Below are 26158 nucleotides of genomic sequence, written 5' to 3' on the forward strand. Positions count from 1 at the left end.
GCGCCGGAAGGCGCTTTTTCGTCACTGCGCGGCCGGAATCATGCCAGTGGCCTTGGTGTGCTGCATAGAGGTCAGACGGCGGACGAAGAGGATCGCGAGGACGGCGGCGACGATGTCGAGGGCGGCCCACGCCACGAGCAGTCCGGCGCCGGCCCAGAACTCGTCGGCCCGGTCGGCGTCGTCGTACACCGCGCTCGCGAAGGCCCCGAAGAGCACGGAGACGATCCAGACCGCCCACCACCAGTTGAGCAGGGCGAGCGACTCCTCCTTGCCGTCGCCGTACGGGTCCCGGCGGCTCGCCCGCCAGGTGCCCGCCGCCACGCTCCGCGGCCACCAGAACTGGGCTATCGGCACGAACCAGGCGCCGATCGCCCAGCCGGGGCCGCCGCGGTGCAGGTCGGGGGCGAAGACCCCGGCGTTCCTCCGGACCCGGAAGAACCAGATGATGAAGACGATCTGGGTCGGCAGGGACAGCAGCGCCTGGACCCATGTCGTGGCGTCGACGCCCCGGTGCGAGAACCCGGTCATGTCCGGGCTGTCGGCCGCCAGGAGCCACACGTCGAGCCCCGAGAGGACGAGGAACACGTCCGAGAGGACCATCGCGGCGAGCAGCGCCACCACGGCGTACGACAGACCAACGGGATTGCGGAGCATGACGGAGCGGACCCCCAGGAACGAGCGGCGCCCCTCCCCGGGGCGCCGGGGCGGCCGGGCGGCCGCCGCGCTGGGGGAGCGTACTCCCGCCCGCTCAGCGCACCCGCGCCGCCAGCGCCCTGAACTGGTCCCACGTGAGGGTCGGCGTCCTGGCGTCCCAGACCTTCTGGGCGAGGGCCGTCAGCGGCATGCGGATGCCGTTCGCCACCTGGGTCTGGTTCTGGGCCGCCGCAAGGTCGCACCAGACCGCGAGCCGGGCGCCCAGGATCTGGGGGTCGTACCGGGCGGCGACCGGCGTCGTGCCGCGCAGGACCAGGGGGGTCCACTGCTCGTAGATGCGGCGGCCCGTGGGGTACGTGAACTGGTTGGGCTCGCCGAGGACGTAGTACAGGTACTCGTCGTTGAGGTTCACGACCTTGCGGCCCTCGGCCAGGTACTCGGAGGGCGGGCGGGCGCCGATCTCCTTGCCCGTCCAGTACTCGACCTCGATGCGCCGGTCCGCGGTGACGACGCCGCCGCGGAAGAAGCCGTCGTTCCAGGCCTTGGCGGTCTTCCCGGCCGCGCGCACGACGGCGGCGCGGTCGTTCAGCCAGCCCTCCGCGAGGTCCTGGACGCCGGCCTGGGGCCCGTACTTCTGCCGGGCCGCCGCGGCCAGCTGGGGGTAGGAGGCGGAGGGGCTGCGGACGGTCAGCGCCTGGTACTCGTCGGCGCCCACGTGGAACCAGCCGCCGGGGAAGAGCGCGGAGTACTCGCGCAGCAGATCGTCGACGATCTGCGCCGAGGCGGGCTTGGAGATGTCGATGGCGCCCTGCCGCGGGACCCCCTGGACGTTGCGCAGCTGGAGGTCGGGGTGGGCGCGCAGGACGGCGCCGAGGTGTCCGGGCGAGTCGATCTCGGGCACGACGGTGATGTGCAGGCTCCGCGCGAGGGCGAGGATCCGGCGCACCTCCGCCTTGCTGAGGTGCTGGGCGGAGACGATCTCGGGGTGGGAGTCCGAGGCGATCCGGAAGCCCTGGTCGTCGGAGAAGTGCAGACCGAACTGGTTGAGCTTGAGGTCGGCCATCTCGCGCAGCCGGTCCTCGATCCAGCCGGCGGTGAAGAACTTGCGGGCGATGTCGACGTTCAGTCCGCGCTGGGGCTTCGCGGGCGCGTCGGTGACGACGCCCTCGGGCATCGCGCCGGTGCCCTTCACCGACTGCTTGAGGGTGCGGGTGCCGTAGAAGACCCCGGCCTCGTCCGGGCCGGTGATCCGCACCCGGTCGTCACGGACGGTCAGGGTGTACGACTCGCGGGCCCCGGTCCCGCCGAGCGCCAGCTCGACGTCCCCGGGCCCGGCGGCGACGGTGCCGCGGTACGGGATGCCGAGCTCCCCCGCGAGGAGCCTTCCCTCGTCGGCGAGGCCCGCGCTGTTCGCCGCGATGACGACCCCGGCGGGGGCCGCGGGCTTCCAGCCGGGGCCGCGGGCGGCCTCGTGGTCGCGGACCGCGGGGACCGTGCGGGGCGCGGTGGAGAGCGGGTAGGTACGGGTCGGCGTGGGCGTCGGGCTGGGCGGCGCGCTGGTGGGCGCCGCGCTCGCGGACGTGCCGGAGGTCGTGCCGGAGGAGGCGGCGGACGTGCCCGAGCCGGAGGGGGATCCGCCGGAGCAGGCCGCCACGGTGGCCAGTGCCACCGCCGTCGCCAGGAGTGCCGGGCCCTTGTGGGGCCCTCGTATGGAGTACCGCATCATTCGGAATCCTTCCGTACGGCGGGCGGTCCGGCCAATCGGGGGACACGACGGCCCCGCGACCGGAACGCATTCGTCCATCACCTGTTCCGAAACTCTCCCTTCCGGGTGAAATTCGCGCATCCGTCGGACACTTCCCTCGTCCCGTCGATAACGTTGCGTCACACCCACCCCATCGCGCCCGTCCCACGCGCGAGCCGCCCCACCCGTCCCGGAGTACCGGAGCCCACGCTGACCAGCGACACCCACGTCCCCTGCCGCAAGCCGGGCTCCACGGACACGCCTGCCATACCCGCCCAGAACCAGGGCCCCTCCGTCCGCGGCCTCGCGGGCTTCAACGCCGCCTCGCCCGTCGAGGCCGAGGCCCTGCTCCTGTCGTGCTGCCACAGCCTCCGCTGGGCCGAGCGGGTGGCGGCCCACCGTCCGTACCCCACGGTCGACGCGCTGCTCGCCGCCGCCGACGAGGCCGGGTACGACCTGTCCCGCGCCGATCTCGACGACGCCCTGGCCGCCGAGTCCTCGGCCCTGCCGCACCCCGACGCGCCGCCGGCCGCGAGGACCGCGCTGCGGGCCGCCCACGCCGCGTACGAGAGCAGCTTCGGACACGCGTTCGTGATCAGCCTCGACGGAGTGAGGCCCGGAGAGCGCCTCGACCAGGTATTGGCAGGCATTCGGTCACGTCTCGGCAACGAACCGGAGGAGGAGCGCGTGGTCGCCGCCGACGAACTGAGGCGGCTCGCCCGCGCCCGGCTGGCATTCCGACTCGCGGAGGCCCTCACACCGCGACACTCCGGGCCGTGAATCCGTCCGGAATGCGGCGATTCCGGCCTGTGCGATAGTCCGTCCGTGCCTGTTTGATCACACCGATGGACCCCGCGCGAGCGAACCGACAAGTCGTCGCTACGATGACCGGGGCCGGTGGACCGTACCCGGCCGGGTCAGACCGACAGAGAAGCCGGCCGACCCTGATCCCCGCTCCCGGAGGGTTTTTCCGTGCCGGCTGGAACGCTGTACCGCGGCCGGGAAGGAATGTGGAGCTGGGTGGCTCATCGAGTCACCGGCGTCCTCATCTTCTTCTTCCTGTTCGTACACGTGCTGGACACCGCTCTCGTCCGCGTCTCTCCCGAGGCGTACGACGAGGTCGTCGCGACCTACAAGACGCCGATCGTCGCTCTCCTCGAGTACGGCCTCGTCGCTGCCATCCTCTTCCACGCGCTGAACGGTCTCCGTGTCATCGCCGTGGACTTCTGGTCCAAGGGCCCGCGCTACCAGAAGCAGATGCTCTGGACCGTCGTGGGCATCTGGGTCGTGCTGATGGCGGGCTCGCTGTACCCCGTCCTCGGCCACGCCGCACGTGAACTGTTCGGGAGCTGACGCCAGATATGTCTGCTGACACCACCTCCACCACGATCGGTCCCGTCGAGGGCGGCGCCCACTACGACGTGGACAACCCCGCGCCGTACATCGAGGCCCCCCGCAAGCGCACCGGCAAGACCCCGCGCGCGACCCGCGGCAACTTCGAGATGGCCGCGTGGCTCTTCATGCGCCTCTCTGGCGTGGTCCTCGTCGTCCTGGTCCTCGGCCACCTGCTGATCCAGCTCTTCCTGGACGGCGGCGTCTCCAAGATCGGCTTCGCCTTCGTGGCCGGCCGCTGGGCGTCCCCGTTCTGGCAGGTCTGGGACCTGCTGATGCTCTGGCTCGCCATGCTGCACGGCGCCAACGGCCTCCGTACCGTCATCAACGACTACGCGGAGCGGGCCAACACGCGCCTGTGGCTCAAGGGCCTGCTGTACACCGCCACGGTGTTCACCATCCTTCTGGGCACGCTGGTGATCTTCACCTTCGACCCGAACATCCGCTAGGCACGGGGCTGAGGTAATCCACGACATGAAGATCCACAAGTACGACACCGTCATCGTCGGCGCCGGCGGCGCGGGCATGCGCGCCGCGATCGAGTCGACGAAGCGCAGCCGCACCGCCGTGCTGACGAAGCTCTACCCCACCCGCTCCCACACGGGCGCCGCGCAGGGCGGCATGGCCGCCGCGCTGGCGAACGTGGAAGAGGACAACTGGGAGTGGCACACCTTCGACACGGTCAAGGGCGGTGACTACCTGGTCGACCAGGACGCCGCCGAGATCCTGGCGAAGGAGGCCATCGACGCCGTCCTCGACCTGGAGAAGATGGGCCTGCCGTTCAACCGGACCCCGAACGGCACCATCGACCAGCGCCGCTTCGGCGGTCACTCCCGCAACCACGGCGAGGCCCCGGTCCGCCGGTCCTGCTACGCCGCGGACCGCACCGGCCACATGATCCTCCAGACGCTGTACCAGAACTGCGTCAAGGAGGGCGTGGAGTTCTTCAACGAGTTCTACGTCCTGGACCAGCTGCTGGTCGAGGAGGACGGCGTCAAGAAGTCCGCCGGTGTGGTCGCCTACGAGCTGGCCACCGGCGAGATCCACGTCTTCCAGGCCAAGTCCGTGATCTACGCCTCCGGCGGCACGGGCAAGTTCTTCAAGGTGACCTCCAACGCGCACACGCTGACGGGTGACGGCCAGGCGGCCTGCTACCGGCGCGGCCTGCCGCTGGAGGACATGGAGTTCTTCCAGTTCCACCCGACGGGCATCTGGCGCATGGGCATCCTGCTGACGGAGGGCGCCCGCGGTGAGGGCGGCATCCTCCGCAACAAGGACGGCGAGCGCTTCATGGAGAAGTACGCGCCGGTCATGAAGGACCTCGCGTCCCGTGACGTCGTCTCCCGCTCCATCTACACGGAGATCCGCGAGGGCCGCGGCTGCGGTCCCGAGGGCGACCACGTCTACCTGGACCTGACGCACCTTCCGCCGGAGCAGCTCGACGCCAAGCTCCCGGACATCACCGAGTTCGCCCGTACGTACCTCGGCATCGAGCCGTACACGGACCCGATCCCGATCCAGCCCACCGCGCACTACGCCATGGGCGGCATCCCGACCAACGTCGAGGGTGAGGTCCTGGCGGACAACACCACCGTCGTCCCGGGCCTGTACGCGGCCGGCGAGGTCGCCTGTGTCTCCGTGCACGGCGCCAACCGTCTGGGCACCAACTCGCTGCTCGACATCAACGTCTTCGGCAAGCGGTCCGGCATCGCGGCCGCCGAGTACTCCGCCAAGCACGACTTCGTCGAGCTGCCGGAGAACCCGGAGTCCCTGGTCGTCGCCCAGATCGAGAAGCTGCGCAACTCCACGGGCAACGAGCGGGTGGCCGACATCCGCCGCGAGCTCCAGGAGACGATGGACGCCAACGTGATGGTGTTCCGTACGGAGCAGACCATCAAGACGGCCGTCGAGAAGGTCGCCGAGCTGCGCGAGCGCTACGAGAACGTGTCCATCCAGGACAAGGGCAAGCGCTTCAACACGGACCTCCTGGAGGCCATCGAGCTGGGCAACCTGCTCGAACTGGCCGAGGTCATGGCCGTCTCGGCCCTGGCGCGCAAGGAGTCCCGCGGCGGTCACTACCGCGAGGACTACCCGAACCGCGACGACGTCAACTTCATGCGCCACACCATGGCGTACCGCGAGGTCGGCGAGGACGGCTCCGAGACCGTCCGTCTCGACTACAAGCCGGTCGTCCAGACCCGCTACCAGCCGATGGAGCGTAAGTACTGATGGCTACCCCCGTACTGGACAAGGTCGAGGCGGAGTCCGCCGCCTCCCCGTACATCACGGTCACGATGCGGATCCGCCGCTTCAACCCCGAGGTGTCGGACGCGTCGGTCTGGGAGGACTTCCAGATCGAGATCGACCCGAAGGAGCGTGTGCTCGACGCCCTTCACAAGATCAAGTGGGACGTCGACGGCACGCTGACCTTCCGTCGCTCCTGCGCGCACGGCATCTGCGGCTCGGACGCGATGCGGATCAACGGCAAGAACAGGCTCGCCTGCAAGACGCTGATCAAGGACATCAACCCCGAGAAGCCGATCACGGTCGAGGCCATCAAGGGCCTCACGGTCCTCAAGGACCTCGTGGTCGACATGGAGCCGTTCTTCCAGGCGTACCGGGACGTCATGCCGTTCCTGGTCACCAAGGGCAACGAGCCGACGCGGGAGCGCCTGCAGTCCGCCGAGGACCGCGAGCGCTTCGACGACACCACCAAGTGCATCCTGTGCGCCGCGTGCACGTCGTCCTGCCCGGTCTTCTGGAACGACGGCCAGTACTTCGGTCCGGCCGCGATCGTCAACGCGCACCGCTTCATCTTCGACTCGCGTGACGAGGCCGGTGAGCAGCGCCTGGAGATCCTGAACGACAAGGACGGCGTGTGGCGTTGCCGCACGACGTTCAACTGCACGGACGCCTGCCCGCGTGGCATCGAGGTCACGAAGGCGATCCAGGAAGTGAAGCGCGCGCTGATCACCCGTCGCTTCTGATCACCGGCGTTCCGGGGGCGGGGTTTCCCCGCTCATGGTTCGGTGTTTCGGCCCGCTTCTGTACGCTGCGGCGTGCAGGAGCGGGCTTTTTCTTTGTGAAGGACGGGGACTGATGAGCGAGCCGAACCCTTACCGGTCGGAGGAGTACGAGTGGGGCCCCGGGCAGCAGCAGCCGGGCCAGCCCGCCTACGGCTACCCGCACCCTCCGGCGTACCAGCCGACCCTGCCCGGCGGGGTGCCGGTGCCGCCGCAGCAGGTGCCCGGGGTGCCGCAGGGCGGCGGCACGCCGCTGCTGAGCCTCGGTGACATCACCGTGGTGGGCGACCAGATCATCACGCCGGCCGGCGCGATGCCGCTCAAGGGCTCCGTGTGGAACGCGATGGACATGTCGCGGACCGAGGAGAAGATGCCCACGGTCGCGATCGTGCTCGCGGTCATCTTCTTCATCTTCTGCCTGCTGGGCCTGCTGTTCCTCCTGATGAAGGAGAAGACGACCACCGGCTTCATCCAGGTCACGGTGACCAGCGGCGGCAAGCACCACGCGACGATGATCCCGGCGCGCGGCCCGGACACCATCCACTGGGTGATGGGTCAGCTCAACTACGCGCGGTCGCTGAGCATGTGAGCGGTCGTCATCGATGAGGGGGCGCCCGAGGGCGCCCCTTCGTCGTGTCCGGGACCGGGGCCGGGACGGGTCGGGACGGGTCGGGACGGGTCGGGACCGGGACCGGGACGGCTGAGGACCGGGGCCGGCGGGGCCTACCAGTGGCGGGTCGGCTCCGTGGACTCCGCCTCGACCATGACGCGCCGCAGCATGCCGTTGAGGAGGGCGCGCTCCTCCGGGGAGAGGACGCCGAGCAGGCGGTACTCCTCGTGGCCGAGGACGTCCATCGCGCCGAGCCAGGTCTCGTGGCCCGCGGCGGTGAGTTCGACGACGACCCGGCGGCGGTCGGTGGTGGACTGGGTGCGGCGGACGAAGCCGCGCTTCTCCAGGGCGTCGAGGCGGCCGGAGACGGAGGCGGGGGCCAGGTCGAGGTCCTGGGCGAGCTCCGACGGAGCGGCGCTGCCGCCCCGGCCGGCGATCTTGTGCAGGGTGTCGAACTCGTGGCGTTCCAGGTCGAAGTCGACAAGGGACTGCTCCCTGACCCGGCGCAGATGGACGGAGAGCTTCTTCATGCGGGTGACGGCGCCTTCGACGACGGGGTCGAGGTCGGGCAGGACGGGCTGCCAGCGGGCGACGTGTCCGTCGGTCCAGTCGCGTGCGGTGCTCGCTTCGCGCGCGGCACTCGGCTCACTCGGAGCAGGGGGTCCGCTCGGAGTGCGCGGTTCGCTCGGAGTACGCCGTTCCTCGGGTTGCGCCATGGGGTGATCGTACGTCGGTGGGCCGGGAATCACCCGAGAAGTACTTCGTTGACGAACTATTCGGTACCGAAATACTCTTCGGGTCATGACCGCTGCCACCACCACGGCCCCGCCGCCCGCCCCACACCCCCTGCGCACCCGTTCCTTCCGGCTGCTCTTCACCGGCCGCACCCTCTCCCTCCTGGGCGACGCCGCCATCCCCGCCGCCCTCGCCCTCGCCGTCCTGGAGGCCACCGGATCCACCGCGGCGCTCGCCCTGGTCCTCGGCTGCGCGATGGTGCCCAAGCTGCTCCTGCTGCCGCTCGGCGGCGTGGTCGGCGACCGCTTCGACGCCCGTACGGTCGCGCTCACCACGGACCTCGTCCGCTGCGGCACGCAGCTGGTCGTCGGCGTCCAACTCCTCGGCGGTACGCCCAGCCTGGCCGTCCTCGCGGTCTCCGAGGCGCTCGGCGGCGCGGCCGGGGCCTTCGCCATGCCGACCGACTCGCCCCTCGTGAAGGGCACGGTGGCGGCCGGATCACTGCACCGGGCCAACGCCGCGATGAGCGTCGCCAAGAGCGCCAGCCGACTCGGCGGCCCCGCGCTCGCCGGCACCCTCGTCCTGACCGTGGGCCCCGGCTGGGCGTTCGTCCTCGACGCGGCGACCTTCGCCGTCAGCGCGCTCATCCTGACGGCGGTCAAGGTGAAGCGGGTGCCGATCCCGCGGCGCTCGCTCCGCGCCGATCTGGCGGAGGGCTGGCAGGAGGTGCGGTCCCGCGACTGGTACTGGACCAGCCTGATCGGCCACAGCGCCTGGAACGGCGCCGCGGCCGTCCTGATGACCCTCGGACCGGCCATCGCCGTGCAGCGGCTCGGCGGCGGCACCACCTGGGTCGTCCTGCTCCAGGTCGGCGCGGTCGGCTTCCTCCTCGGGGCGCTGCTCGCCGACCGGGTCACGCCCCCGCGCCCGGTCCTCACGGCGAACCTCGGGCTCGCCACGTACGCGCTGCCGCTCGTCCTGCTCGCGGTCGGCGCGCCCGCGCCGCTGACGATCGCGGCCTACGGGATCGCGCAGGCGGGCCTCGGGTTCCTCTCCCCCGTCTGGGAGACCGCCGTCCAACGGGCGGTGCCCGCCCACGCGCTGGCCCGGGTCAGCTCCTACGACTGGCTGCTCTCCCTGGCCGCCATGCCCCTCGGGTACGCGCTGGCGCCGCTCGCGGCCTCGGCCTGGGGGCCGGAGGTGCCGCTGCTGGTCGCGGCCGTCGCCGTCGGCGGCTGCTGCGCGGCGACGGCGCTGGTGCCCGGGGTACGGCGCTTCCGCTGAGAGCCGCCACGACGGGGGCGGCGCCGGCCGGGGCGGCGGGACCGGCCTCGCCCAGAGCCTCCCCCGCGGCCTCCCCCGCCGGCCCCGACACCCTCTAGCGGCCCGCCTCCGCCAGGAAGGCGGTGAGCAGCCCGGCCGTCTCGGCGGGGCGTTCCAGGGCGGGGAGGTGCCCGGCCCAGTCGAGGTCGACGCGGCGGGCCCCGGGGAGGAGGCGGGTGAGGTCGTCGGCGACCGCCCGGAAGTCGGGGAGGTCGTGGGCGCCCACGGCGACGAGGGCGGGGACCTCGATCCCGGCGAGATCGCCGGCGGTGACCTCGGGGGTGACGGGGTCGAACTCCTCGGGGGCGGCGAGCTGGACCTCGAAGGCGTGCCGCTGCATCTCCCGGACGAGCGCGCGGGCCTCGGGTCCGGCCTCGGGGCCGAGCCAGGTGTCGACGTTGAGCTCGACGGCCCCGTCGAGGTCGCCCGCTTCGAGCAGTCCGTCCTCGCGGTCGCCCCAGGCGCGCAGCTCGTCGCCGGGCGCGAAGCCGGGGATCCCGGAGGCGAGCAGGGCGAGGGCGGAGACGTGTCCGGGATGGCGGACGGCGAGTTCGAGGGCGACCGTGCCGCCGAAGGAGGAGCCGACGACGGCCGCCCGCTCGACGCCGAGGTGGTCGAGGAGGTCGCGCACGTCGTCGGCGTGGATGTGCGCGGCCTCGACGGGGGTGTCGCCGAAGCCGCGGAGGTCGCAGCGGACGACCCGGTGACCGGCCTCCGCGAGGGCGTGGAACTGCCCGTCCCACATCCGGCGGTCGCAGACCCCGGAGTGCAGCAGGAGAACGGTCGAGGGACCCTGGCCGGCCAGGTCGTGAGTGAGCGTCATCCGGCCGACCCTAGGCGGCGGGACCGGCCGCGGCCAGCGGGTTTCCCTCCACCCCCGAAACCGACTTGAACGCGTTCAAAGAGAGGTCTACAGTCATGACCAACAGCTTTTGAACGCGTTCAAGGGAGGGTGGGGCATGGACCTCACTGTCATCGCGTACATCGTCTATCTGCTGATCAGCGTGGCGCTGACCGTCTGGGTCGCACGCACGCTCAGCCGCAACGGAAGGATCTTCCTCGCGGATGTCCTGCACGGGAACGAGAAGCTCGCCGATGCCGTCAACCACCTCCTGGTGGTCGGCTTCTACCTCGTCAACTTCGGCTTCGTCGCCCTCTATCTGAGCCAGGACGACGCCGTCCTGGACGCCCGCGCGCTCTTCGAGGCGCTCTCCGTGAAGCTCGGGGTCGTCCTCCTGGTCCTCGGCGTCATGCACCTCGGCAACGTCTACGTCCTCAACAAGATCCGGCGCCGCGGGGTCATGGAGCGCGAGCAGGTGCCGCCGGTCGGCCCGCAGGGCTGGACCGCCACCCCCAAGGGCGGCCCCTGGGCCCCGCCGGCGCCCCAGCGCTGAGAGGGGCGCGCCGTGCCGACTCCCGTGGGGCGTCTGACCGTGCTGTACGACGCGGACTGCCCGCTCTGTGTGCACCTCAGGCACTGGCTGCTGCGCCAGCGGCAGCTCGTCCCGCTCGACCTCGTGCCGGCCGGGTCGCAGGAGGCCAGGCGCCGCTTCCCGGAACTCGACCACACCGCGACCCTGCGGGAGATCACCGTGGTCGGGGACCGGGGCCAGGTCTACCGGGAGACCTCCGCCTGGATCGTCTGCCTCTGGGCACTCGCCGACCACCGCGCCAAGGCCCACTGGCTGGCCACCCCGGCCGGGCAGCCCTTCGCCCGGGTGACCGTCCTGGCGGCGGCGAAGTGGCGCGAGGCCCTCAAGGGGCCCGGCCGCGAGGCCGGCCCCTGCGAGGACGGGCACTGCGAGGTGCCCGGTCCGCCCGACTAGGCTCGACGGTGTGACGGACGTGAAGGAAGACAAGAAGGCCCCGAAGAGCGAGCAGACCCGCACGCTCATCCTCGAAACCGCGCTCCGGCTGTTCAAGGAGCGCGGTTACGACAAGACGACGATGCGGGCCATCGCCCAGGAGGCCGGGGTCTCCGTGGGGAACGCGTACTACTACTTCTCGTCCAAGGAACACCTCGTCCAGGGCTTCTACGACCGGATCGCCGAGGAGCACCAGGCCGCCGTCGAGCCCATCCTGACCGGTGACGAGAAGGACCTCACGGCCCGGATCCGGGGGGTATACCTCGGCTGGCTCGACATCGCGGAGCCGTATCACGAGTTCGCGGCGCAGTTCTTCAAGAACGCGGCCGACCCGGACAGCCCGCTCAGCCCCTTCTCTCCCGAGTCGGAGGGCCCGCGCGAGGCCGCGATCGAGGTCCACCGGCGGGTGATCTCCGGCGCCTCGGTGAAGGTCGACCCGGAACTCAGGGAGGCCCTCCCGCAGTTGCTGTGGCTCCAGCAGATGGGCCTGGTCCTCTTCTGGGTCTACGACCGCTCCGAGGGCGCGGCCAACAGCCGCCGCCTCGTCGAGCGGCTCGCGCCGGTCACCGCCCGCGCGATCTCGCTCTCCCGCTTCCGGATCCTGCGCCCGCTGGTCAAGGAGACGCACGAGCTGCTCTCCGACTTCATGCCCACGGCAGCGGGAATGGCGGCCTCGGGCAAGCCCAAGAAGAAGGCGGGCCCGAAGCCGCCGGCGCCGGCCGGGACACCGGAGTCGTAGACCCCGGCGTCCCCGGCCCCCCAGGCCCGGGGGCCGGGGGCCGATCAGGCCGGACAGGCCCGACAGGCCCTAGATCCAGCTGAGCTCCCAGAGGCGCCAGATGCCCGTACCGTCCGTCAGGTACTGGGAGCCGGCGACCGCCTCGGTGGCGAGCACGTAGTCCTTCTTCTGCCACAGCGGGACGAGCGGCACGTCGGACGCGACCTCGCTCTGGATCTGCTTGAAGTCGGAGGTCGCCCGTGAGCGGTCGCTGAACTGCTGCGTCGAGGAGATCAGCTCGTCGATCCGCTTGCTGGAGAACCCGTTGTGCAGGGTGTTCTCGGTGCCGACGAGCGGCGCGGTGAAGCTGTCGGAGTCGGGGAAGTCGGGCAGCCAGCCGACCGTGTACGCGTCGAAGGCGCCCTTCGCGTACTGCTTCTGGAACTCCGTCCACTTGACCTCGACGGTCTCGACCTCGAAGAGGCCGGTCTCCTCGAGCTGCCGCTTGATCTCGCCGGTCTCGGCGCCGTACGTGGCGTCCGCGCGGTAGCCGAAGGTGAACTTCACCGGGGTCTCGACGCCGGCGTCCTTCAGGAGCTTCTTCGCCCGCTTGGCGTTCGGCTCCGGGTCGATGTCGTAGAACGCGGTGCTGTGCCCGACGAAGCCCTGCGGGATGAGCGAGTACAGCGGCTCGACCGTGCCCTTGTAGGCGCCGGTGGTGATCGCCGGCCGGTCGAGGACCGCGGCGACGGCCTGCCGTACGGCCTTGTCGGCCATGGGCGAGCCGGGCCGCACGTTGAAGTTGAGGTTGCGGATCTCGGCGCTCTCCGCCTCGGTGACCCGGGTCCCGTCCTGGGGCTCCAGGGCCGAGATGAAGTCCGGCGGCAGCTGCCGGTGCGTCACCTCGACCTCCTTCGCCTTCCAGGCGTCGGCGAGGTCGGCGGACTGAGCGTAGTACTTCACGCGCACCGGGCCGCCGCTCTTGGCGATGGCGCCGCGGTACTTCGGGTTCGGCTCCAGGAGCGCGGACTCGCCCGGCTTGTACTCCTTGAGGACGTACGGCCCCGAGCCGTCGACCGCCGCGTCCCCCCGCAGCGTGTTCGCCGGGTAGTGGTCCTTGTCGACGATCGAACCCGCGCCCGTGGCCACCTTCAGCGGGAACGTGGCGTCCCGGCTGCTCAGATGGAAGGTGACCTCACGGCCCTGGGCCGAGACGCTCTTCAGGGTCGGGAAGAGGGGCTGCGGACCGACGTCCGTCTTGATGCGCAGCATCCGCTCGAACGAGTACTTGACGTCCTCGGCCGTGATCTTCCGCCCATTGGCGAAGGTCAGGTCGTCGCGGAGCGTGCACTGGTAGGTCGTGAGTTTCGTCCCCTCGAACTTGCAGCTCTCCGCCGCGTCGGGGACGGGGGTCGTGAACCCCGGCTTGAACGTCAGCAACGACTGGAAGACGTTGCTGTACATGGCCCAGGAACCGGCGTCGTACGCGCCGGCCGGGTCCAGTGAAGTGACCTCGTCGGTTGTGCCGACGCTGATCGGATCGGTCCGGCCGCCGTCGGAGGGCAGGAGTTGCCAGCCCCCCACTCCGGCGGCCACCAGTACTCCACAAGTGATGAGGATCCGCAGACGGACCGTCGACCGCATTGCCGTGCTTCCTTTATTCGTCCACCCCAGCTGCGACGGCCCCCGGAAACGTCGCGATGGCGTCATCCCATCACACGCTTTTCACAAGTGGAAGAGAAAACTTTCACACCACAGGTATATGTCCGGGAAATGCGAATTTAAGTCGATGAGCAGCACGTATCGGGCTCGGTGCGCGGAGTGACCCCGTCCCGATTACGCCTGTTTCGAAGCGAGTTCGACGATGGTGATGTCCGAGGGCGCCCCCACCCGGACCGGCGGTCCCCAGGCGCCCGCGCCGCGCGAGACGTACAGCTGGGTGTCTCCGTACCGTTCGAGCCCGGCGACGGTCGGATTCGCCAGTTCGGCGAGGTAGTTGCCGGGCCAGAGCTGCCCGCCGTGGGTGTGACCGGAGAGCTGGAGGTCCACGCCGTGGCGTACGGCGTCGTGGACGACGATCGGCTGGTGCGCGAGGAGCACCGCGGCACGGGCCCGGTCGCGGTCGCCGAGCGCCCGCCCGAAGTCGGGCCCCTGTCCTTCGCTCTCCCCCGCGATGTCGTCGACGCCGGCGAGGTCGAAGCCGGCCGCCACCTCCACGCGCTCGTTGCGCAGCGGGCGCAGTCCGAGCTCGCGGACGTGGTCGACCCAGGCGTCGGCGCCGGAGAAGTACTCGTGGTTGCCGGTCACGAAGAAGGATCCGTGCCGGGCGCGGAGCCGCGCGAGGGGCTCGGCGGCGGAGCCGAGGTTCTCGACGGTGCCGTCGACGAGGTCGCCGACGACCGCGATCAGATCGGGCTGGGTGGAGTTGATCGCGTCCACGATGCGCTGGGTGTGGGCGCGGCCGAGGATCGGCCCGAGGTGGATGTCGGAGACGACGGCGATCCGGTAGCCGTGGACCGCGCGCGGGATCTTGGCGAGCGGGACGGTGACCCGCTTGACCCGGGGGCCACGGAGCACGCCGTACGTGCCGTAGCCGACCGTCCCGACGGCCGCGGCGACCGCGGCGCCGCCGACGACCCGGGAGACGAAGAGCCGCCGGGAGACCTCGGCGGGGGTCGCGGGGGCGGACTCCGGGGCCGCTTCGGCCGGCTCCTCGGGGGCGGCCGGCGCGTGCTCCGGAACGGGCACCGGCACGGGCGCCGCCACCGGCGCCGCCGCGGGCGCCCCGGCCCGCGCACGGCGGTCGAGCCAACGGAACAGGAGGGGTCTGACCGCCTCGCCGACGGCCAGGGCGAGGGTCACGTACAGCAGCAGCGCGAGCCACAGGAAGCCGGGCCAGGCGACCACCTGCTGGAGCACGAAGGGGGCTCCGCCGCGGGACGAGCCGAGGGCCGCGAACGACAGCAGCGGCAGCACCACGACGGCGGCCGTGCCCAGGCGGCGCGGCAGGCTCCCCCGCGTGGTGACGTCGCGCACGAGGCGCCGCCAGACGTACCAGTGCACGGCGCCGAGCAGCGCGAGCACGACGATCAGAACCAGCAGGAAGACGACCACGCCCCGGAACCCCTCTTCTACCGCTCGCGCGGTTCTAACCGATGTCGCGACGGGCGGCGCGCACCCCACGCAACCCGAGCACTCCGATCACCGTCCCCAGAACAAAGGACGTGACGGCAAGCAGCAGATGAACCCAGAAGTAGGCCGTCGGGTCGCCGGCGTCGTCGAACGCGAGGCCACTCCCGTCGTTCCACAGGTTCTTGACGAAGGTGATCCAGATGAACCAGCTCCACACCCCGAACGCGAGCAGGAACCAGGAGACGCGACGGCTGAACTTCATGCCCCCAGTATCACCGTCCGCCCCACGGGCCCCGCGGACGGGTGGACGAGCCCGGTCGAAGCGCCAGCCGGGGTTCGGATCCTTGTTCCGTACCTGTACGTTCACGACCGTGTCTGCTTCGAAGAAGACCGCTTGGGCGGTCACTGCTGCCGTGTTCCTTCCGCTCGTCGTCGCCGTGCCCGCGCATGCGGACACGAAGGACGAGAAGGACAAGCAGCCCAAGCCCCCGAACGCGATGTCCTCGCTCGGCGGCCCTCTGCTCGGCAACCCCGGTACCCAGGTGAAGCTGGGGCCCGGCGCCCCGGTGCTGCCGAAGGAGCTGTCGGGACGCTCCTGGGTCGTCGCGGACGCCGAGAGCGGCCAGATCCTCGCCGCGCACAACGCGCACTGGCCGCTCGCCCCGGCCTCCACGCTCAAGATGCTCTTCGCGGACACCCTGCTGCCGAAGTTCCCCGACGCCAAGCTCAAGCACCTCGTCACCAACGCCGACCTGACCGGGATAGGAGCGGGCTCCAGCCTCGTCGGCATCAAGGAGAAGCAGACCTACACCGTCCACGACCTGTGGCTCGGGGTCTTCCTCCGCTCGGGCAACGACGCCGTGCACGTCCTGACCAACATGAACAGCGGCCTGCGCCAGACCGTGAAGGAGATGAACGACCACGCGGCCGAGCTGCAGGCGCTCGACACGCACGTGGTCTCCCCGGACGGCTACGACGCCCCGGGCCAGGTCTCCTCCGCGTACGACCTGACACTCATCGCCCGCAGCGGCATGCAGAAGCCGGCCTTCCGCGAGTACGCCGCCACGCCCCGCGCCGCCTTCCCCGGCGAGCAGAAGCCGGGCAAGAAGCGCGAGACCTTCGAGATCCAGAACACCAACCGGCTGCTCACCGGTGACCTCGGCGTCGCCCCGTACCAGGGCATCGCCGGCGTCAAGAACGGCAACACCACGCACGCGGGTGCCACCTTCACGGGCGTCGCGGAGCGCAACGGCAAGGTGCTGCTCGTCACCGTGATGAACCCCTCGTCGAAGGAGCAGCACGCGGTCTACCGCGAGGCCGCCCGGCTGCTGGACTGGGGCTTCGCCGCGTCCGGGAAGGTGACCCCGGTCGGCGAGCTGGTGCCGCCGCGGTCCGCCCGTACCGAGACGACCGCCCCGGACGACGGCTCGGTCCCGGCACCGGGCAAGAACGCCCCGGACGGCACCGTGCAGGCGTCCGGCACGGAGCGGTCCGGGGGCATCGGGATCGCGCTCGGCGTGGCCGGCGGAGTCCTCGTGCTCCTCGCCGGTGCCGTCTTCCTGGTCAACCGCCGCTGGCCGCTGGCCGGGGCGGCGGGACGTCGTCGCCGTTCCCGCCGGGACCAGGACGTGAACCCGGACGTGAACCCGTAGCGGACTCGGACCCGTCGTCGGCCGCGGACTCCCCACGGGAGCCCGTGGCCGTCCACGCGGCGCAGTACAGCAGCAGCTTCGCGGTGAAGTTGATCCAGAGCAGCAGGGCCACCGGCACGCCGAACGCCCCGTACATCGACTTCGCGGCGACGCCCCTCATGTAGCCGCCGAGCAGCAGCTTCAGGAGCTCGAAGCCGACCGCGCCCATCAGCGCCGCCACGACGAGCCGGCGGCGCGGCGGGTGCACGCCCGGCAGCAGCGTCAGGACGTACAGCAGGATCAGGAAGTCGGCCACGACGGCGACCAGGACGGCGGCCGTCTGCAGGAGGTAGCCGCCCGCCCCCTCGCCGGAGATCCCGATCCGGTCGGCGCTCCAGCCGACGGCGGTGGAGCCGAGCCAGGACGCGGCGAGCGAGGCGAGTGCCACGCCGCCGAGGCCGATGAGGATGAGCCCGTCCTTGCCCTTGAGCAGGATCGGGTTGCCCTCGATGTCGTCGAGCCCCCACACGGCGCGCAGGCAGTCCCGCATGGAGCCGACCCAGCTGATGCCGGTGACCAGCAGGATCGCGCCGGCGACGAGCCCGACGGTGCCGGCGTTGGCGACGAGGCCGCTGATGTTGAGCTGATCGGAGATGCCGGGCACCTGGTCGCTGATCTTGTCCTCGATCTTGTCCAGCTGGTCCTTGCTGAGGAGCGCGGCCCCGATCGCCGCGGCGACCGTGATCAGCGGGAAGAGGGCGAGGAAGGACACGAAGGTGATCGCTGCGGCGAGCCTGGTCCAGTGGGCCGCGTCGAGCGTCTCGTACGAGCGCCAGGCGTGGGTCCGCATGAGCCGGGCGACCCAGGGGCCGATGACGGGGAGCTTGGTCAGCCAGTCCATGTCGTACGTCTGCCCCTCGATCCGTTCGGTGCGCGGAGAGCGCAGTACGAGAATCCCTCGCCGGAGCCCGCGTACCCGCGAACGACATCCCGCACCCCGCGAGCGGCACCCGTACATCGCCTCCGCCCGGGGCTTCGGGGATTCTTTCCCGACACTCCTTTCATCACCCATTTCGACGAACCGCTCTGCAATACCGGCATAAGCGACAGACGCGGCTATACGGTCACCCTCATGGCTGTCGAGACCCTCGTCCTGGACGACGACTGCGAAGCGATCACCGGCTGGGGGCGCACCGCACCGACCCTCGCGCGCGTGCGGCGGCCCCGCGGCCCCGCCGAGGCCGCCGAGGCCGTCCGCTCGTCAGGGGCCCGCGGTGCGATCGCCCGCGGTCTCGGCCGCGCCTACGGCGACGCCGCGCAGAACGCCGGCGGCACCGTCCTCGACATGACCGGCCTGGACCGGATCCTCGCCTTCGACGCCGCCGCCGGGCTCGTCGTCTGCGAGGCGGGCGTCAGCCTGCACCGCCTGACGGCGGCGCTGCTCCCGCTCGGCCGGTTCGTGCCGGTCGTCCCCGGCACCCGGTACGTGACCGTCGGCGGCGCGATCGGCGCCGACGTCCACGGCACGAACCACCCCGTCTCCGGCTCCTTCGGCCGGCACGTGACCGCCCTCGAACTCCTCACCGCCGACGGCGAGATCAGGACCGTGCTGCCCGGCACCCCGCTCTTCGACGCCACCACCGGCGGCATGGGCCTGACCGGTGTGATCCTGACCGCCACCCTGCGCCTGCCGCCCGTCGAGACCTCGCTCATGACCGTGGACACCGAGCGCGCCCCCGGCCTCGACGAGACGATGGCCCGCCTCGCCGCCGCCGACCACCGGTACGACTACTCCTTCGCCCGGATCGACCTGCTCGCCCGGGGCGCCGCCACCGGCCGCGCCGTCCTCACCCACGGCGACCACACCCCGTACGACGCGCTCCCCCGCCGCCACCGGGCCCGCCGGACCCCGCTCGCGTTCCGCCCGGTACGGCTGCCCGCGCCGCCGCCGTACCTGCCCGGCGGCCTCATCGGCCGGACCACCGTCGGGCTCCTCGACGAGCTCCGGTACCGGGGCGCGTCCCGCGCGCGTACCGGCGGCCTCAAGTCGCTCGCCGCCTTCCTCCACCCGCTCGACGCCGTCCCGCACCGGAACCGTGTCCACGGGCGCGCGGGGTCCGTCCCGTACCAGTTCGTCGTCCCGTACGGGCAGGAGGAGGCCCTGCGGAGCGTGATCCGGCGGATCGCGGACCGCCGCTGCCCCGCCGTCGGCGCCGTCCTCCAGCGCTTCGGCGCGGCCGGCCCCGGCCCGCTGTCGTTCCCCCTGCCCGGCTGGACGCTCGCCCTCGACCTGCCCACCGGCCTGCCCGGACTCGGCGCCTTCCTCGACTCGCTCGACGAGGACGTCGCGGGGGCGGGCGGCCGGGTCTTTCTCGCCAGGGACTCCCGCGTGAGGCCGGAGACGCTGGCCGCGATGTACCCGCGGCTCGGCGAGTTCCGGGCGCTGCGCGCCGCGCTCGACCCCCGGTCCGTCCTCACCTCGGACCTCTCCCGTCGCCTCGACCTCTAGGAGCCCCCATGAAGGACGCCTTCGGTGCCCCGCAGTCCCTGCTCGTCCTCGGCGGCACCTCCGAGATCGGGCTGGCCACCGCCCGCCGGCTGATCGCCCGCCGTACCCGTACCGTCTGGCTGGCCGGGCGCCCCTCCCCCGCGCTCACCGCCGCGGCCGATTCGCTGCGGGCGCTGGGCGCGGACGTGCGCACCGTGCCCTTCGACGCGCTCGACACCGAGTCGCACGAGGAGCGGCTCGGCAAGATCTTCACCGAGGGCGACATCGACATGGTGCTGCTGGCCTTCGGGGTCCTCGGCGACCAGGCGCGCGACGAGTCCGACCCGGTCGCCGCCGTCCGCGTCGCGCAGACCAACTACACGGGTGCCGTCTCGGCCGGCCTGGTGTGCGCGGCCGCGCTCCAGGCGCAGGGGCACGGCTCGCTGGTGGTGCTCTCGTCGGTGGCGGGCGAGCGGGCCCGCCGCGCCGACTTCATCTACGGCTCGTCGAAGGCGGGGCTCGACGCCTTCGCCCAGGGCCTCGGGGACGCGCTGCACGGCACCGGGGTGCACGTCATGGTCGTACGGCCCGGGTTCGTCCGCTCGAAGATGACGGCCGGGCGCGCGGAGGCGCCGCTCGCGACCACGCCCGAGGCGGTCGCGACCGCGATCGAGCTGGGGCTGCGGAGGCGCTCGGAGACGGTGTGGGTGCCGGGGACGCTGCGGATGGTGATGGCGGCGGTACGGCACGTGCCGAGGCCGCTGTTCCGGCGGCTTCCGGTGTGACGGGCGTGCGGGCGTGCGGGCGTGCGGGCGTGCGGGCGGCTCTAGGACGTGGGGGTCGGTGTGTCCACCGGGCTGCCGCCCTGCGCGGGGACGGCCGAGATGGGACGGCCGCTGCCGAACTCGTAGTCGTACAGCTTCCGCCAGACCCCGTCCGAACCCTGCTCGTACAGCGCGAACGAGCGGCAGGTCCAGGCCGCCTCGTACCCGGCGAGCTCCTCGAACGCCCGGTCCATCCCCTCCTCGGAGATGCCGTGCGCCACGGTGACATGCGGGTGGTACGGGAACTGGAGCTCGCGCACGAGGGGGCCCGCCTCGTCCCGGATCCGGTGCTGGAGCCGGTTGCAGAGGGGCACGCCCTCCTTCAGCTTCACGAAGACGACCGGGGAGAGCGGGCGGAAGGTCCCGGTGCCCTTGAGGCGCACGGGGAACGGCTGGTGGTCGGCGGCGACACCCGCGAGGTGCGCCTCGATCTCCGGCAGCCGCTCCTCGGCGACCTCCGTCGGCGGGACCAGCGTGACGTGCGTGGGAATGCCGTACGCGGCAGGGTCCCCGAAGCCGGCGCGCCGCTCCTGGAGCAGGCTGCCGTAGGGCTCCGGGACCGCGATCGAAACGCCGAGCGTTACGGTCCCCACGTCGTTCTCCTCCGTCGTCGGTCGACTTGTGTCGGGTGGTGCAGCCGCCAGTGTGCGGCCTGCACCACCCTTTGGGCCAGGGTCCTTGGTCTCAGTGCTTGGCCGGCAGGAAGCCGATGCGCTCGTACGTCTGCGCCAGCGTCTCGGCGGCGACCGCCCGGGCCTTCTCCGCTCCCTTGGCCAGGACCGAGTCCAGCGTCTCCGGGTCGTCCAGGTATTCCTGGGTGCGGGTCCGGAACGGCGTGACGAAGTCCACCATGACCTCGGCGAGATCCGTCTTCAGCGCGCCGTACATCTTGCCCTCGTAGCTCTTCTCCAGGTCCTCGACGGAGGTGGAGGTGAGCGTGGACATGATGGTGAGCAGGTTGGAGACGCCGGCCTTGTTCTCCGGGTCGAAACGGATCACCGTCTCGGTGTCGGTGACCGCGCTCTTGACCTTCTTCGCGGTGGTCTTCGGGTCGTCCAGGAGGTTGATGAGGCCCTTCGGCGTGGACGCCGACTTGCTCATCTTGATCGCCGGGTCCTGGAGGTCGTAGATCTTCGCCGTCTCCTTGAGGATGTACGGCGCCGGGATCGTGAACGTCTCGCCGAAGCGGCCGTTGAAGCGCTCCGCGAGGTCACGGGTCAGCTCGATGTGCTGGCGCTGGTCCTCGCCGACCGGGACCTGGTTGGCCTGGTAGAGCAGGATGTCCGCGACCTGCAGGATCGGGTACGTGAAGAGGCCGACGGTGGCGCGGTCGGCGCCCTGCTTGGCGGACTTGTCCTTGAACTGGGTCATGCGGGAGGCCTCGCCGAAGCCGGTGAGGCAGTTCATGACCCAGCCGAGCTGGGCGTGCTCGGGGACGTGGCTCTGGACGAACAGGGTGCAGCGCTCGGGGTCGAGACCGGCGGCGAGCAGCTGGGCCGCGGCGAGCCGGGTGTTGGCGCGCAGCTCGGCGGGGTCCTGCGGGACCGTGATCGCGTGCAGGTCGACGACCATGTAGAAGGCGTCGTGGGACTCCTGGAGGGCGACCCACTGGCGGACGGCGCCGAGGTAGTTGCCGAGGTGGAACGAGCCTGCCGTGGGCTGGATTCCGGAGAGCACGCGGGGAACGTCAGAGGCCATGCACATCATTCTCTCAGGTGTGGGAACCGATCCCGGACTGCCGGTGTATCAAGAGTGTGAGGACGCGGGAGGGGGGCCTGGTCGACGACGAGGCCGCGGTGATCGCACGGGTACGCGCCGGGGAGCCGGAGGCGTACGCGGCGCTGGTCCGCGCGTACACGGCGGTCGCACTGAGAGCCGCGGTGGCGTGCGGCGCGGGCCCGGAGGCCGAGGACGTGGTGCAGCAGGCCTTCTTCAAGGCGTACCGCTCGCTGGGGCGTTTCAAGGAGGGCTCGGCGTTCCGGCCGTGGCTGCTGCGGATCGTCGTCAATGAGACCAGGAACACAGTGCGGTCGGCGGGTCGGCAGCGGGCCGTCGCCGATCGGGAGGCGGACCTGCTCGGGGGTGAGCCGCGGATACCGGAGTCGGCCGACCCGGCGGTCGCGGCGGTGGAGCGGGAGCGGAGCAGACGGCTCCTCGACGCACTCGACGGACTGGGCGAGGACCACCGGCAGGTGGTGATCCACCGCTATCTCCTCGAGCTGGACGAGACGGAGACGGCCCAGGCGCTCGGCTGGCCGAGGGGGACGGTGAAGTCCCGGCTGAGCCGGGCGCTGAAGAAGCTGGGCCTGGTGCTCGGGGAGAGCCTGACGGAGGGACCGGAGGGAGGTGGGGGGCGTGGCTGACGAGGGTCTGCCGGACGAGCTGAGGGAGCTGGGACGGCGGCTTCGGGTGCCGGACGTGGACGGGGAGTCGATGGCCGAGCGGGTGCTCGCCCAGCTCCTCGCCGAGCAGGTGCCGACACCGGTGCCGGTCCGCCGACGACGACGGGACGGATGGGCGTCGGTACGGGGCTGGGCGCGGGCGCGGTGGCGGGCGCTGGTGGCGGGCCTGACCGGGGTGCTGATCGTCCTGGTGCTCACCCCGCCGGTGCGGGCGGCGGTGGCGGAGTGGTTCGGCTTCGGCGGGGTCGCCGTGCGGTACGACCCGGACGGGCGGCACGTCCCGGCCGGGGGTCCGGTGCCCGGGTGCCCGGAGCCGGTGCACCCGGCGGAGGCCGGGCGGCTCGCCGGCTTCGAGCCGCTGATACCGAGGGCGCTGGGCGCGCCGGACGCGGTGGCGGTGACGGGGTCGGCCGAGCGCGGCCGGGCGGTGATCAGTCTGTGCTGGCGCGACGGGGAGCGGACGGTCCGGCTGGACGAGTTCCCGGCCCGGCTGGACATCGGTTTCGCCAAGCAGGTGCGGTCGCGGCCGGAGTGGGTCGATCTGCCGGACGGCGCGCAGGGGTACTGGTTCGCCGCCCCGCATCTGCTGACCTTCCCGATGACGGACGGGACGGGCACGGCCTGGACGCATGAGCTGCGCACGGCGGGCCCCACGCTCCTCTGGACGAGGAACGGGGGCGCGCTCACCTTCCGCCTGGAGGGCATACCGGACCGCGAGGAGGCCCGGCGGGCGGCGGAGTCGGTCGGCGGCTGACGGGCGGGGCCCGCCGCACGGGTCAGACCGGGAGACCGGGGGCCGGGAAGGCGGTCATGAGGTCGGCGACCTCCGCGCGGACGGCGGCGAGGGCCTGCTCGTCGCCCGCTCCGGCGGCCGCGACACCGCGGTCGATCCAGTCGGCGACCTGGTCCATGTGCTCCGTGGTGAGGCCGCGGGAGGTGAGGGAGGGGGTGCCGATGCGGATGCCGGAGGGGTCGAACGGCTTCCGGGGGTCGTAGGGGACGGTGTTGTAGTTGACGACGATGCCCGCCCGGTCGAGGGCCTTCGCGGCGATCTTCCCCGGGACCTGCTTGGGCGTGAGGTCCATCAGGATCAGGTGGTTGTCGGTGCCGCCGGAGACGAGGTCGAAGCCGCGGGCGAGGAGTGCCTCGGCGAGGGCCTTGGCGTTGGCGACGACGGCATGGGCGTAGTCGCGGAAGGAGGGCAGGGACGCCTCGCGGAGGGCGACGGCGATGGCGGCGGTGGTCTGGTTGTGCGGGCCGCCCTGGAGTCCGGGGAAGACGGCCTTGTCGAGGGCCTTGGCGTGCTCCTCGCGGGACATCAGCATGGCGCCGCGCGGGCCGCGCAGGGTCTTGTGGGTGGTGGTGGAGATGACGTCCACGTGCGGGACCGGGGACGGGTGGGCGCCGCCCGCGATCAGGCCGGCGATATGGGCGACGTCGGCGACGAGCACGGCACCGGCCTCGCGGGCGATCTCGCCGAAGGCGGCGAAGTCGATCGTGCGGGGCAGCGCGGTGCCGCCGCAGAAGATCACCTTGGGGCGCTCCTTGAGGGCGAGCTCGCGGACCTCGTCGAAGTCGATGAGGCCCGTGTCCTGGCGGACGCCGTACTGGACGCCGCGGAACCACCTGCCGGTGGCGGAGACGCCCCAGCCGTGGGTGAGGTGGCCGCCCATGGGCAGGGCCATGCCCATGACGGTGTCGCCGGGCTCGGCGAAGGCGAGGTAGACGGCGAGGTTGGCCGGGGAGCCCGAGTAGGGCTGGACGTTGGCGTGGTCGACGCCGAAGACGGCCTTGGCGCGCTCGACGGCGAGGGTCTCGACCTGGTCGATGTTCTGCTGGCCCTCGTAGTAGCGGCGGCCGGGGTAGCCCTCGCTGTACTTGTTCTGGAGGACGGTGCCGGAGGCTTCGAGGACGGCGGCGGAGACGTAGTTCTCGCTGGGGATGAGGCGCAGGGTCTCGGCCTGGAGGCGTTCCTCGGCACCGACGAGGGCGGCGAGCTCGGGGTCGGCGGCGGCGAGCGCGGGGTGGGTGTACTGGTGCTGCGGCGTGGTCATGGTGGTGTCCTCCGGGCGTCGGCGGGTCCCGGGGCACTGCGTGAGAGGCGCGGCGCCACGCGGGACTTCGGTCCCGTGACGCCCAGGCGGGCGGCGTCTCGTGTGGTCTGCCGCGCACGGCTCCCCCGGGGTCGCTTCCCCGTGCGCCAGTCGCCGTGCGTGTTTTCAGAGTAGCGGGCGCGCCGCGCGCGAGGTTTCCCGGTCCGGCATCCGAGCGACGATAGAAACAGGGGCCACACCCCCTCGTCGGGGTCACCCCCCGAGCCGCAGGACGAACGGAGATCCCGTGTCGAGCACACAAGACGCGATCGCTTCGGCGGAGGCGCACAGCGCTCACAACTACCACCCCCTGCCGGTCGTCGTCGCCTCGGCGGACGGCGCCTGGATGACCGATGTCGAGGGGCGCCGCTATCTCGACATGCTCGCCGGTTACTCGGCGCTCAACTTCGGGCACGGCAACCGGCGTCTGATCGACGCGGCGAAGGCCCAGCTGGAGCGGGTGACGCTGACGTCGCGCGCCTTCCACCACGACCGGTTCGCCGAGTTCTGCACCCGGCTCGCCGAGCTGTGCGGGAAGGAGGCGGTGCTGCCGATGAACACCGGCGCGGAGGCGATCGAGACGGCCGTGAAGACCGCCCGGAAGTGGGGGTACGAGGTGAAGGGCGTGCCGGACGGGCACGCGAAGATCGTGGTGGCGGCGAACAACTTCCACGGCAGGACGACGACGATCGTCAGCTTCTCCACGGACCATGAGGCGCGGGGCCACTTCGGTCCGTACACGCCGGGGTTCGAGATCGTGCCGTACGGGGACCTGACGGCGATGGAGGCGGCGGTCACCGAGAACACGGTGGCGGTGCTGCTCGAACCGATCCAGGGCGAGGCGGGGGTCCTGGTCCCGCCGGCGGGCTATCTGACGGGGGTCCGGGAGCTGACCCGCCGGCGGAACGTGCTGTTCGTTGCGGACGAGATCCAGTCGGGTCTGGGCCGGACGGGCCGGACGTTCGCGTGCGAGCACGAGGGCGTGGTGCCCGACGTGTACGTGCTGGGGAAGGCGCTGGGCGGCGGGGTGGTGCCGGTATCGGCGGTGGTCGCCGACCGGGAGGTGCTCGGGGTGTTCCGGCCGGGTGAGCACGGGTCGACGTTCGGCGGGAACCCGCTGGCCTGCGCGGTGGCCCTCGAGGTGATCGCGATGCTGCGGACCGGCGAGTACCAGGAGCGGGCGGCGGAGCTGGGCGAGCATCTGCACGCGGAGCTGGGGCTGCTCGTGGGCGGCGGGGCGGTGGAGGCGGTGCGCGGCCGGGGGCTGTGGGCCGGGGTGGACATCGCGCCGTCGCACGGCACGGGCCGGGAGATCTCGGAGAAGCTGATGGAGCGGGGTGTCCTGGTGAAGGACACCCACGGCTCGACGATCCGGATCGCGCCGCCGCTGGTCATCTCGAAGGAGGACCTGGACTGGGGTCTGGAGCAGCTGAGGGGCGTGCTGTCGGAGGAGTGACGAAGTCCGCTTGAGGGGACGGCGACCGCGGGCCGTGGCGGGGCAACTCGGGCCATTGACACGGTAGT

The 26158-nt window shown here is 71.6% G+C and carries 27 protein-coding genes and 1 riboswitch; of the genes, 16 read left to right on the forward strand and 11 right to left on the reverse strand.

The annotated features are described in order from the left end of the window. Positions 1-21 precede the first annotated feature (21 nt). Positions 22-654 carry a DUF4328 domain-containing protein gene (locus ACFQ79_RS14550; protein WP_383582910.1) on the reverse strand — a complete coding sequence of 211 codons (633 nt, stop codon included), beginning with the start codon at positions 652-654 and terminating at the stop codon, positions 22-24. A gap of 94 nt (positions 655-748) precedes the next feature. Next, complete coding sequence (locus ACFQ79_RS14555; RefSeq protein ID WP_383582912.1) at positions 749-2380, reverse strand: glycoside hydrolase family 20 protein; 1632 nt, start codon at positions 2378-2380, stop codon at positions 749-751. A 228-nt stretch (positions 2381-2608) separates the two neighbouring features. On the opposite strand from ACFQ79_RS14555, the gene ACFQ79_RS14560 reads away from it, so the two are divergent. From ACFQ79_RS14560 to ACFQ79_RS14585, 6 genes are all read left to right on the forward strand, one after another. Further along, a complete protein-coding gene (locus tag ACFQ79_RS14560) occupies positions 2609-3178 on the forward strand; it encodes a 2-oxo-4-hydroxy-4-carboxy-5-ureidoimidazoline decarboxylase (RefSeq protein ID WP_383583002.1) in 570 nt (189 codons plus the stop codon). A gap of 192 nt (positions 3179-3370) precedes the next feature. Then, entirely contained in the window at positions 3371-3751 is a 381-nt protein-coding gene (gene sdhC, locus ACFQ79_RS14565; RefSeq protein ID WP_015035721.1) for a succinate dehydrogenase, cytochrome b556 subunit, read from the forward strand. A gap of 8 nt (positions 3752-3759) precedes the next feature. Continuing rightward, entirely contained in the window at positions 3760-4239 is a 480-nt protein-coding gene (locus ACFQ79_RS14570) for a succinate dehydrogenase hydrophobic membrane anchor subunit (RefSeq protein WP_073910267.1), read from the forward strand. Positions 4240-4264: 25 nt separating this feature from the next. Beyond that, positions 4265-6019 carry a succinate dehydrogenase flavoprotein subunit gene (gene sdhA, locus ACFQ79_RS14575; RefSeq protein ID WP_383582914.1) on the forward strand — a complete coding sequence of 585 codons (1755 nt, stop codon included), beginning with the start codon at positions 4265-4267 and terminating at the stop codon, positions 6017-6019. Continuing rightward, the gene (locus tag ACFQ79_RS14580; protein ID WP_030318427.1) at positions 6019-6777 is read left to right on the forward strand and encodes a succinate dehydrogenase iron-sulfur subunit; all 759 of its coding nucleotides are present in this window, start codon (positions 6019-6021) and stop codon (positions 6775-6777) included. Before sdhA ends, ACFQ79_RS14580 begins: the two co-directional genes overlap by 1 nt. Before the next feature lie 112 nt (positions 6778-6889). Continuing rightward, positions 6890-7402: a hypothetical protein gene (locus ACFQ79_RS14585; protein WP_030318428.1), complete on the forward strand. Its 513-nt coding sequence runs from the start codon at positions 6890-6892 to the stop codon at positions 7400-7402. Positions 7403-7536: 134 nt separating this feature from the next. Here the strand turns inward: ACFQ79_RS14585 and ACFQ79_RS14590 are convergent, their stop codons facing one another. Next, the gene (locus ACFQ79_RS14590; RefSeq protein ID WP_383582916.1) at positions 7537-8139 is read right to left on the reverse strand and encodes a MarR family winged helix-turn-helix transcriptional regulator; all 603 of its coding nucleotides are present in this window, start codon (positions 8137-8139) and stop codon (positions 7537-7539) included. 85 nt (positions 8140-8224) lie between these two features. On the opposite strand from ACFQ79_RS14590, the gene ACFQ79_RS14595 reads away from it, so the two are divergent. Beyond that, entirely contained in the window at positions 8225-9442 is a 1218-nt protein-coding gene (locus ACFQ79_RS14595) for an MFS transporter (RefSeq protein WP_383582918.1), read from the forward strand. A gap of 94 nt (positions 9443-9536) precedes the next feature. On the opposite strand, the gene ACFQ79_RS14600 is transcribed toward ACFQ79_RS14595, so the two are convergent. Continuing rightward, a complete protein-coding gene (locus ACFQ79_RS14600) occupies positions 9537-10304 on the reverse strand; it encodes an alpha/beta fold hydrolase (protein WP_383582920.1) in 768 nt (255 codons plus the stop codon). 136 nt (positions 10305-10440) lie between these two features. Between ACFQ79_RS14600 and ACFQ79_RS14605 the strand changes: the two genes are divergently transcribed. The 3 genes from ACFQ79_RS14605 to ACFQ79_RS14615 are packed head-to-tail and all read left to right on the forward strand — an operon-like array spanning position 10441 to position 12085. Next, on the forward strand, positions 10441-10875 hold the full coding sequence (locus tag ACFQ79_RS14605; RefSeq protein WP_383582922.1) for a hypothetical protein: 435 nt from the start codon (positions 10441-10443) through the stop codon (positions 10873-10875). Between the two features lie 12 nt (positions 10876-10887). Further along, complete coding sequence (locus ACFQ79_RS14610) at positions 10888-11307, forward strand: thiol-disulfide oxidoreductase DCC family protein (protein ID WP_383582924.1); 420 nt, start codon at positions 10888-10890, stop codon at positions 11305-11307. Positions 11308-11317: 10 nt separating this feature from the next. After that, entirely contained in the window at positions 11318-12085 is a 768-nt protein-coding gene (locus ACFQ79_RS14615; RefSeq protein ID WP_383582927.1) for a TetR/AcrR family transcriptional regulator, read from the forward strand. Between the two features lie 69 nt (positions 12086-12154). On the opposite strand, the gene ACFQ79_RS14620 is transcribed toward ACFQ79_RS14615, so the two are convergent. The 3 genes from ACFQ79_RS14620 to ACFQ79_RS14630 all read right to left on the reverse strand — a co-directional run bounded on the left by ACFQ79_RS14620 (position 12155) and on the right by ACFQ79_RS14630 (position 15458). Continuing rightward, positions 12155-13708 carry an ABC transporter substrate-binding protein gene (locus ACFQ79_RS14620; protein ID WP_383582930.1) on the reverse strand — a complete coding sequence of 518 codons (1554 nt, stop codon included), beginning with the start codon at positions 13706-13708 and terminating at the stop codon, positions 12155-12157. A 192-nt stretch (positions 13709-13900) separates the two neighbouring features. Next, positions 13901-15178 (reverse strand): metallophosphoesterase, encoded by a 1278-nt coding sequence (locus tag ACFQ79_RS14625; protein ID WP_383582933.1) that lies wholly within the window; start codon positions 15176-15178, stop codon positions 13901-13903. Positions 15179-15212: 34 nt separating this feature from the next. Then, positions 15213-15458, reverse strand: a complete 246-nt coding sequence (locus ACFQ79_RS14630; protein ID WP_209496447.1) for an SCO4848 family membrane protein — start codon at positions 15456-15458, stop codon at positions 15213-15215. Between the two features lie 109 nt (positions 15459-15567). Between ACFQ79_RS14630 and ACFQ79_RS14635 the strand changes: the two genes are divergently transcribed. Next, entirely contained in the window at positions 15568-16848 is a 1281-nt protein-coding gene (locus tag ACFQ79_RS14635) for a D-alanyl-D-alanine carboxypeptidase family protein (protein WP_383582936.1), read from the forward strand. On the opposite strand, the gene ACFQ79_RS14640 is transcribed toward ACFQ79_RS14635, so the two are convergent. Continuing rightward, entirely contained in the window at positions 16760-17728 is a 969-nt protein-coding gene (locus ACFQ79_RS14640; protein ID WP_383582938.1) for a YihY/virulence factor BrkB family protein, read from the reverse strand. The two genes, ACFQ79_RS14635 and ACFQ79_RS14640, sit on opposite strands and share 89 nt — an antisense overlap. A 231-nt stretch (positions 17729-17959) precedes the next feature. On the opposite strand from ACFQ79_RS14640, the gene ACFQ79_RS14645 reads away from it, so the two are divergent. Both ACFQ79_RS14645 and ACFQ79_RS14650 read left to right on the forward strand, forming a co-directional pair. Then, positions 17960-19336 (forward strand): FAD-binding protein, encoded by a 1377-nt coding sequence (locus tag ACFQ79_RS14645; RefSeq protein WP_383582941.1) that lies wholly within the window; start codon positions 17960-17962, stop codon positions 19334-19336. 8 nt (positions 19337-19344) lie between these two features. Beyond that, complete coding sequence (locus ACFQ79_RS14650) at positions 19345-20100, forward strand: decaprenylphospho-beta-D-erythro-pentofuranosid-2-ulose 2-reductase (protein ID WP_383582944.1); 756 nt, start codon at positions 19345-19347, stop codon at positions 20098-20100. A 41-nt stretch (positions 20101-20141) separates the two neighbouring features. Here the strand turns inward: ACFQ79_RS14650 and ACFQ79_RS14655 are convergent, their stop codons facing one another. Next, positions 20142-20732, reverse strand: a complete 591-nt coding sequence (locus ACFQ79_RS14655) for a 2'-5' RNA ligase family protein (protein WP_383582948.1) — start codon at positions 20730-20732, stop codon at positions 20142-20144. Positions 20733-20823: 91 nt separating this feature from the next. Continuing rightward, positions 20824-21837 carry a tryptophan--tRNA ligase gene (gene trpS / locus ACFQ79_RS14660; protein WP_383582951.1) on the reverse strand — a complete coding sequence of 338 codons (1014 nt, stop codon included), beginning with the start codon at positions 21835-21837 and terminating at the stop codon, positions 20824-20826. 56 nt (positions 21838-21893) lie between these two features. Here trpS and ACFQ79_RS14665 point away from each other — a divergent pair, with 56 nt between their 5' ends. Next, entirely contained in the window at positions 21894-22502 is a 609-nt protein-coding gene (locus ACFQ79_RS14665; RefSeq protein WP_383582954.1) for an RNA polymerase sigma factor, read from the forward strand. Further along, a complete protein-coding gene (locus ACFQ79_RS14670; protein WP_383582957.1) occupies positions 22495-23295 on the forward strand; it encodes a hypothetical protein in 801 nt (266 codons plus the stop codon). The genes ACFQ79_RS14665 and ACFQ79_RS14670 overlap by 8 nt, the downstream gene beginning before the upstream one ends. 22 nt (positions 23296-23317) lie before the next feature. Here the strand turns inward: ACFQ79_RS14670 and glyA are convergent, their stop codons facing one another. Continuing rightward, entirely contained in the window at positions 23318-24595 is a 1278-nt protein-coding gene (gene glyA, locus ACFQ79_RS14675) for a serine hydroxymethyltransferase (RefSeq protein ID WP_383582960.1), read from the reverse strand. A gap of 73 nt (positions 24596-24668) precedes the next feature. Next, positions 24669-24759: riboswitch (ZMP/ZTP riboswitch) on the reverse strand. Between the two features lie 122 nt (positions 24760-24881). Here glyA and rocD point away from each other — a divergent pair. After that, positions 24882-26090: an ornithine--oxo-acid transaminase gene (gene rocD, locus ACFQ79_RS14680; RefSeq protein WP_383582963.1), complete on the forward strand. Its 1209-nt coding sequence runs from the start codon at positions 24882-24884 to the stop codon at positions 26088-26090. Positions 26091-26158 lie beyond the last annotated feature (68 nt).

It is taken from the genome of Streptomyces sp. NPDC056480 (genome assembly GCF_042795405.1).
In the GTDB taxonomy this organism is placed as follows: Bacteria; Actinomycetota; Actinomycetes; order Streptomycetales; family Streptomycetaceae; genus Streptomyces.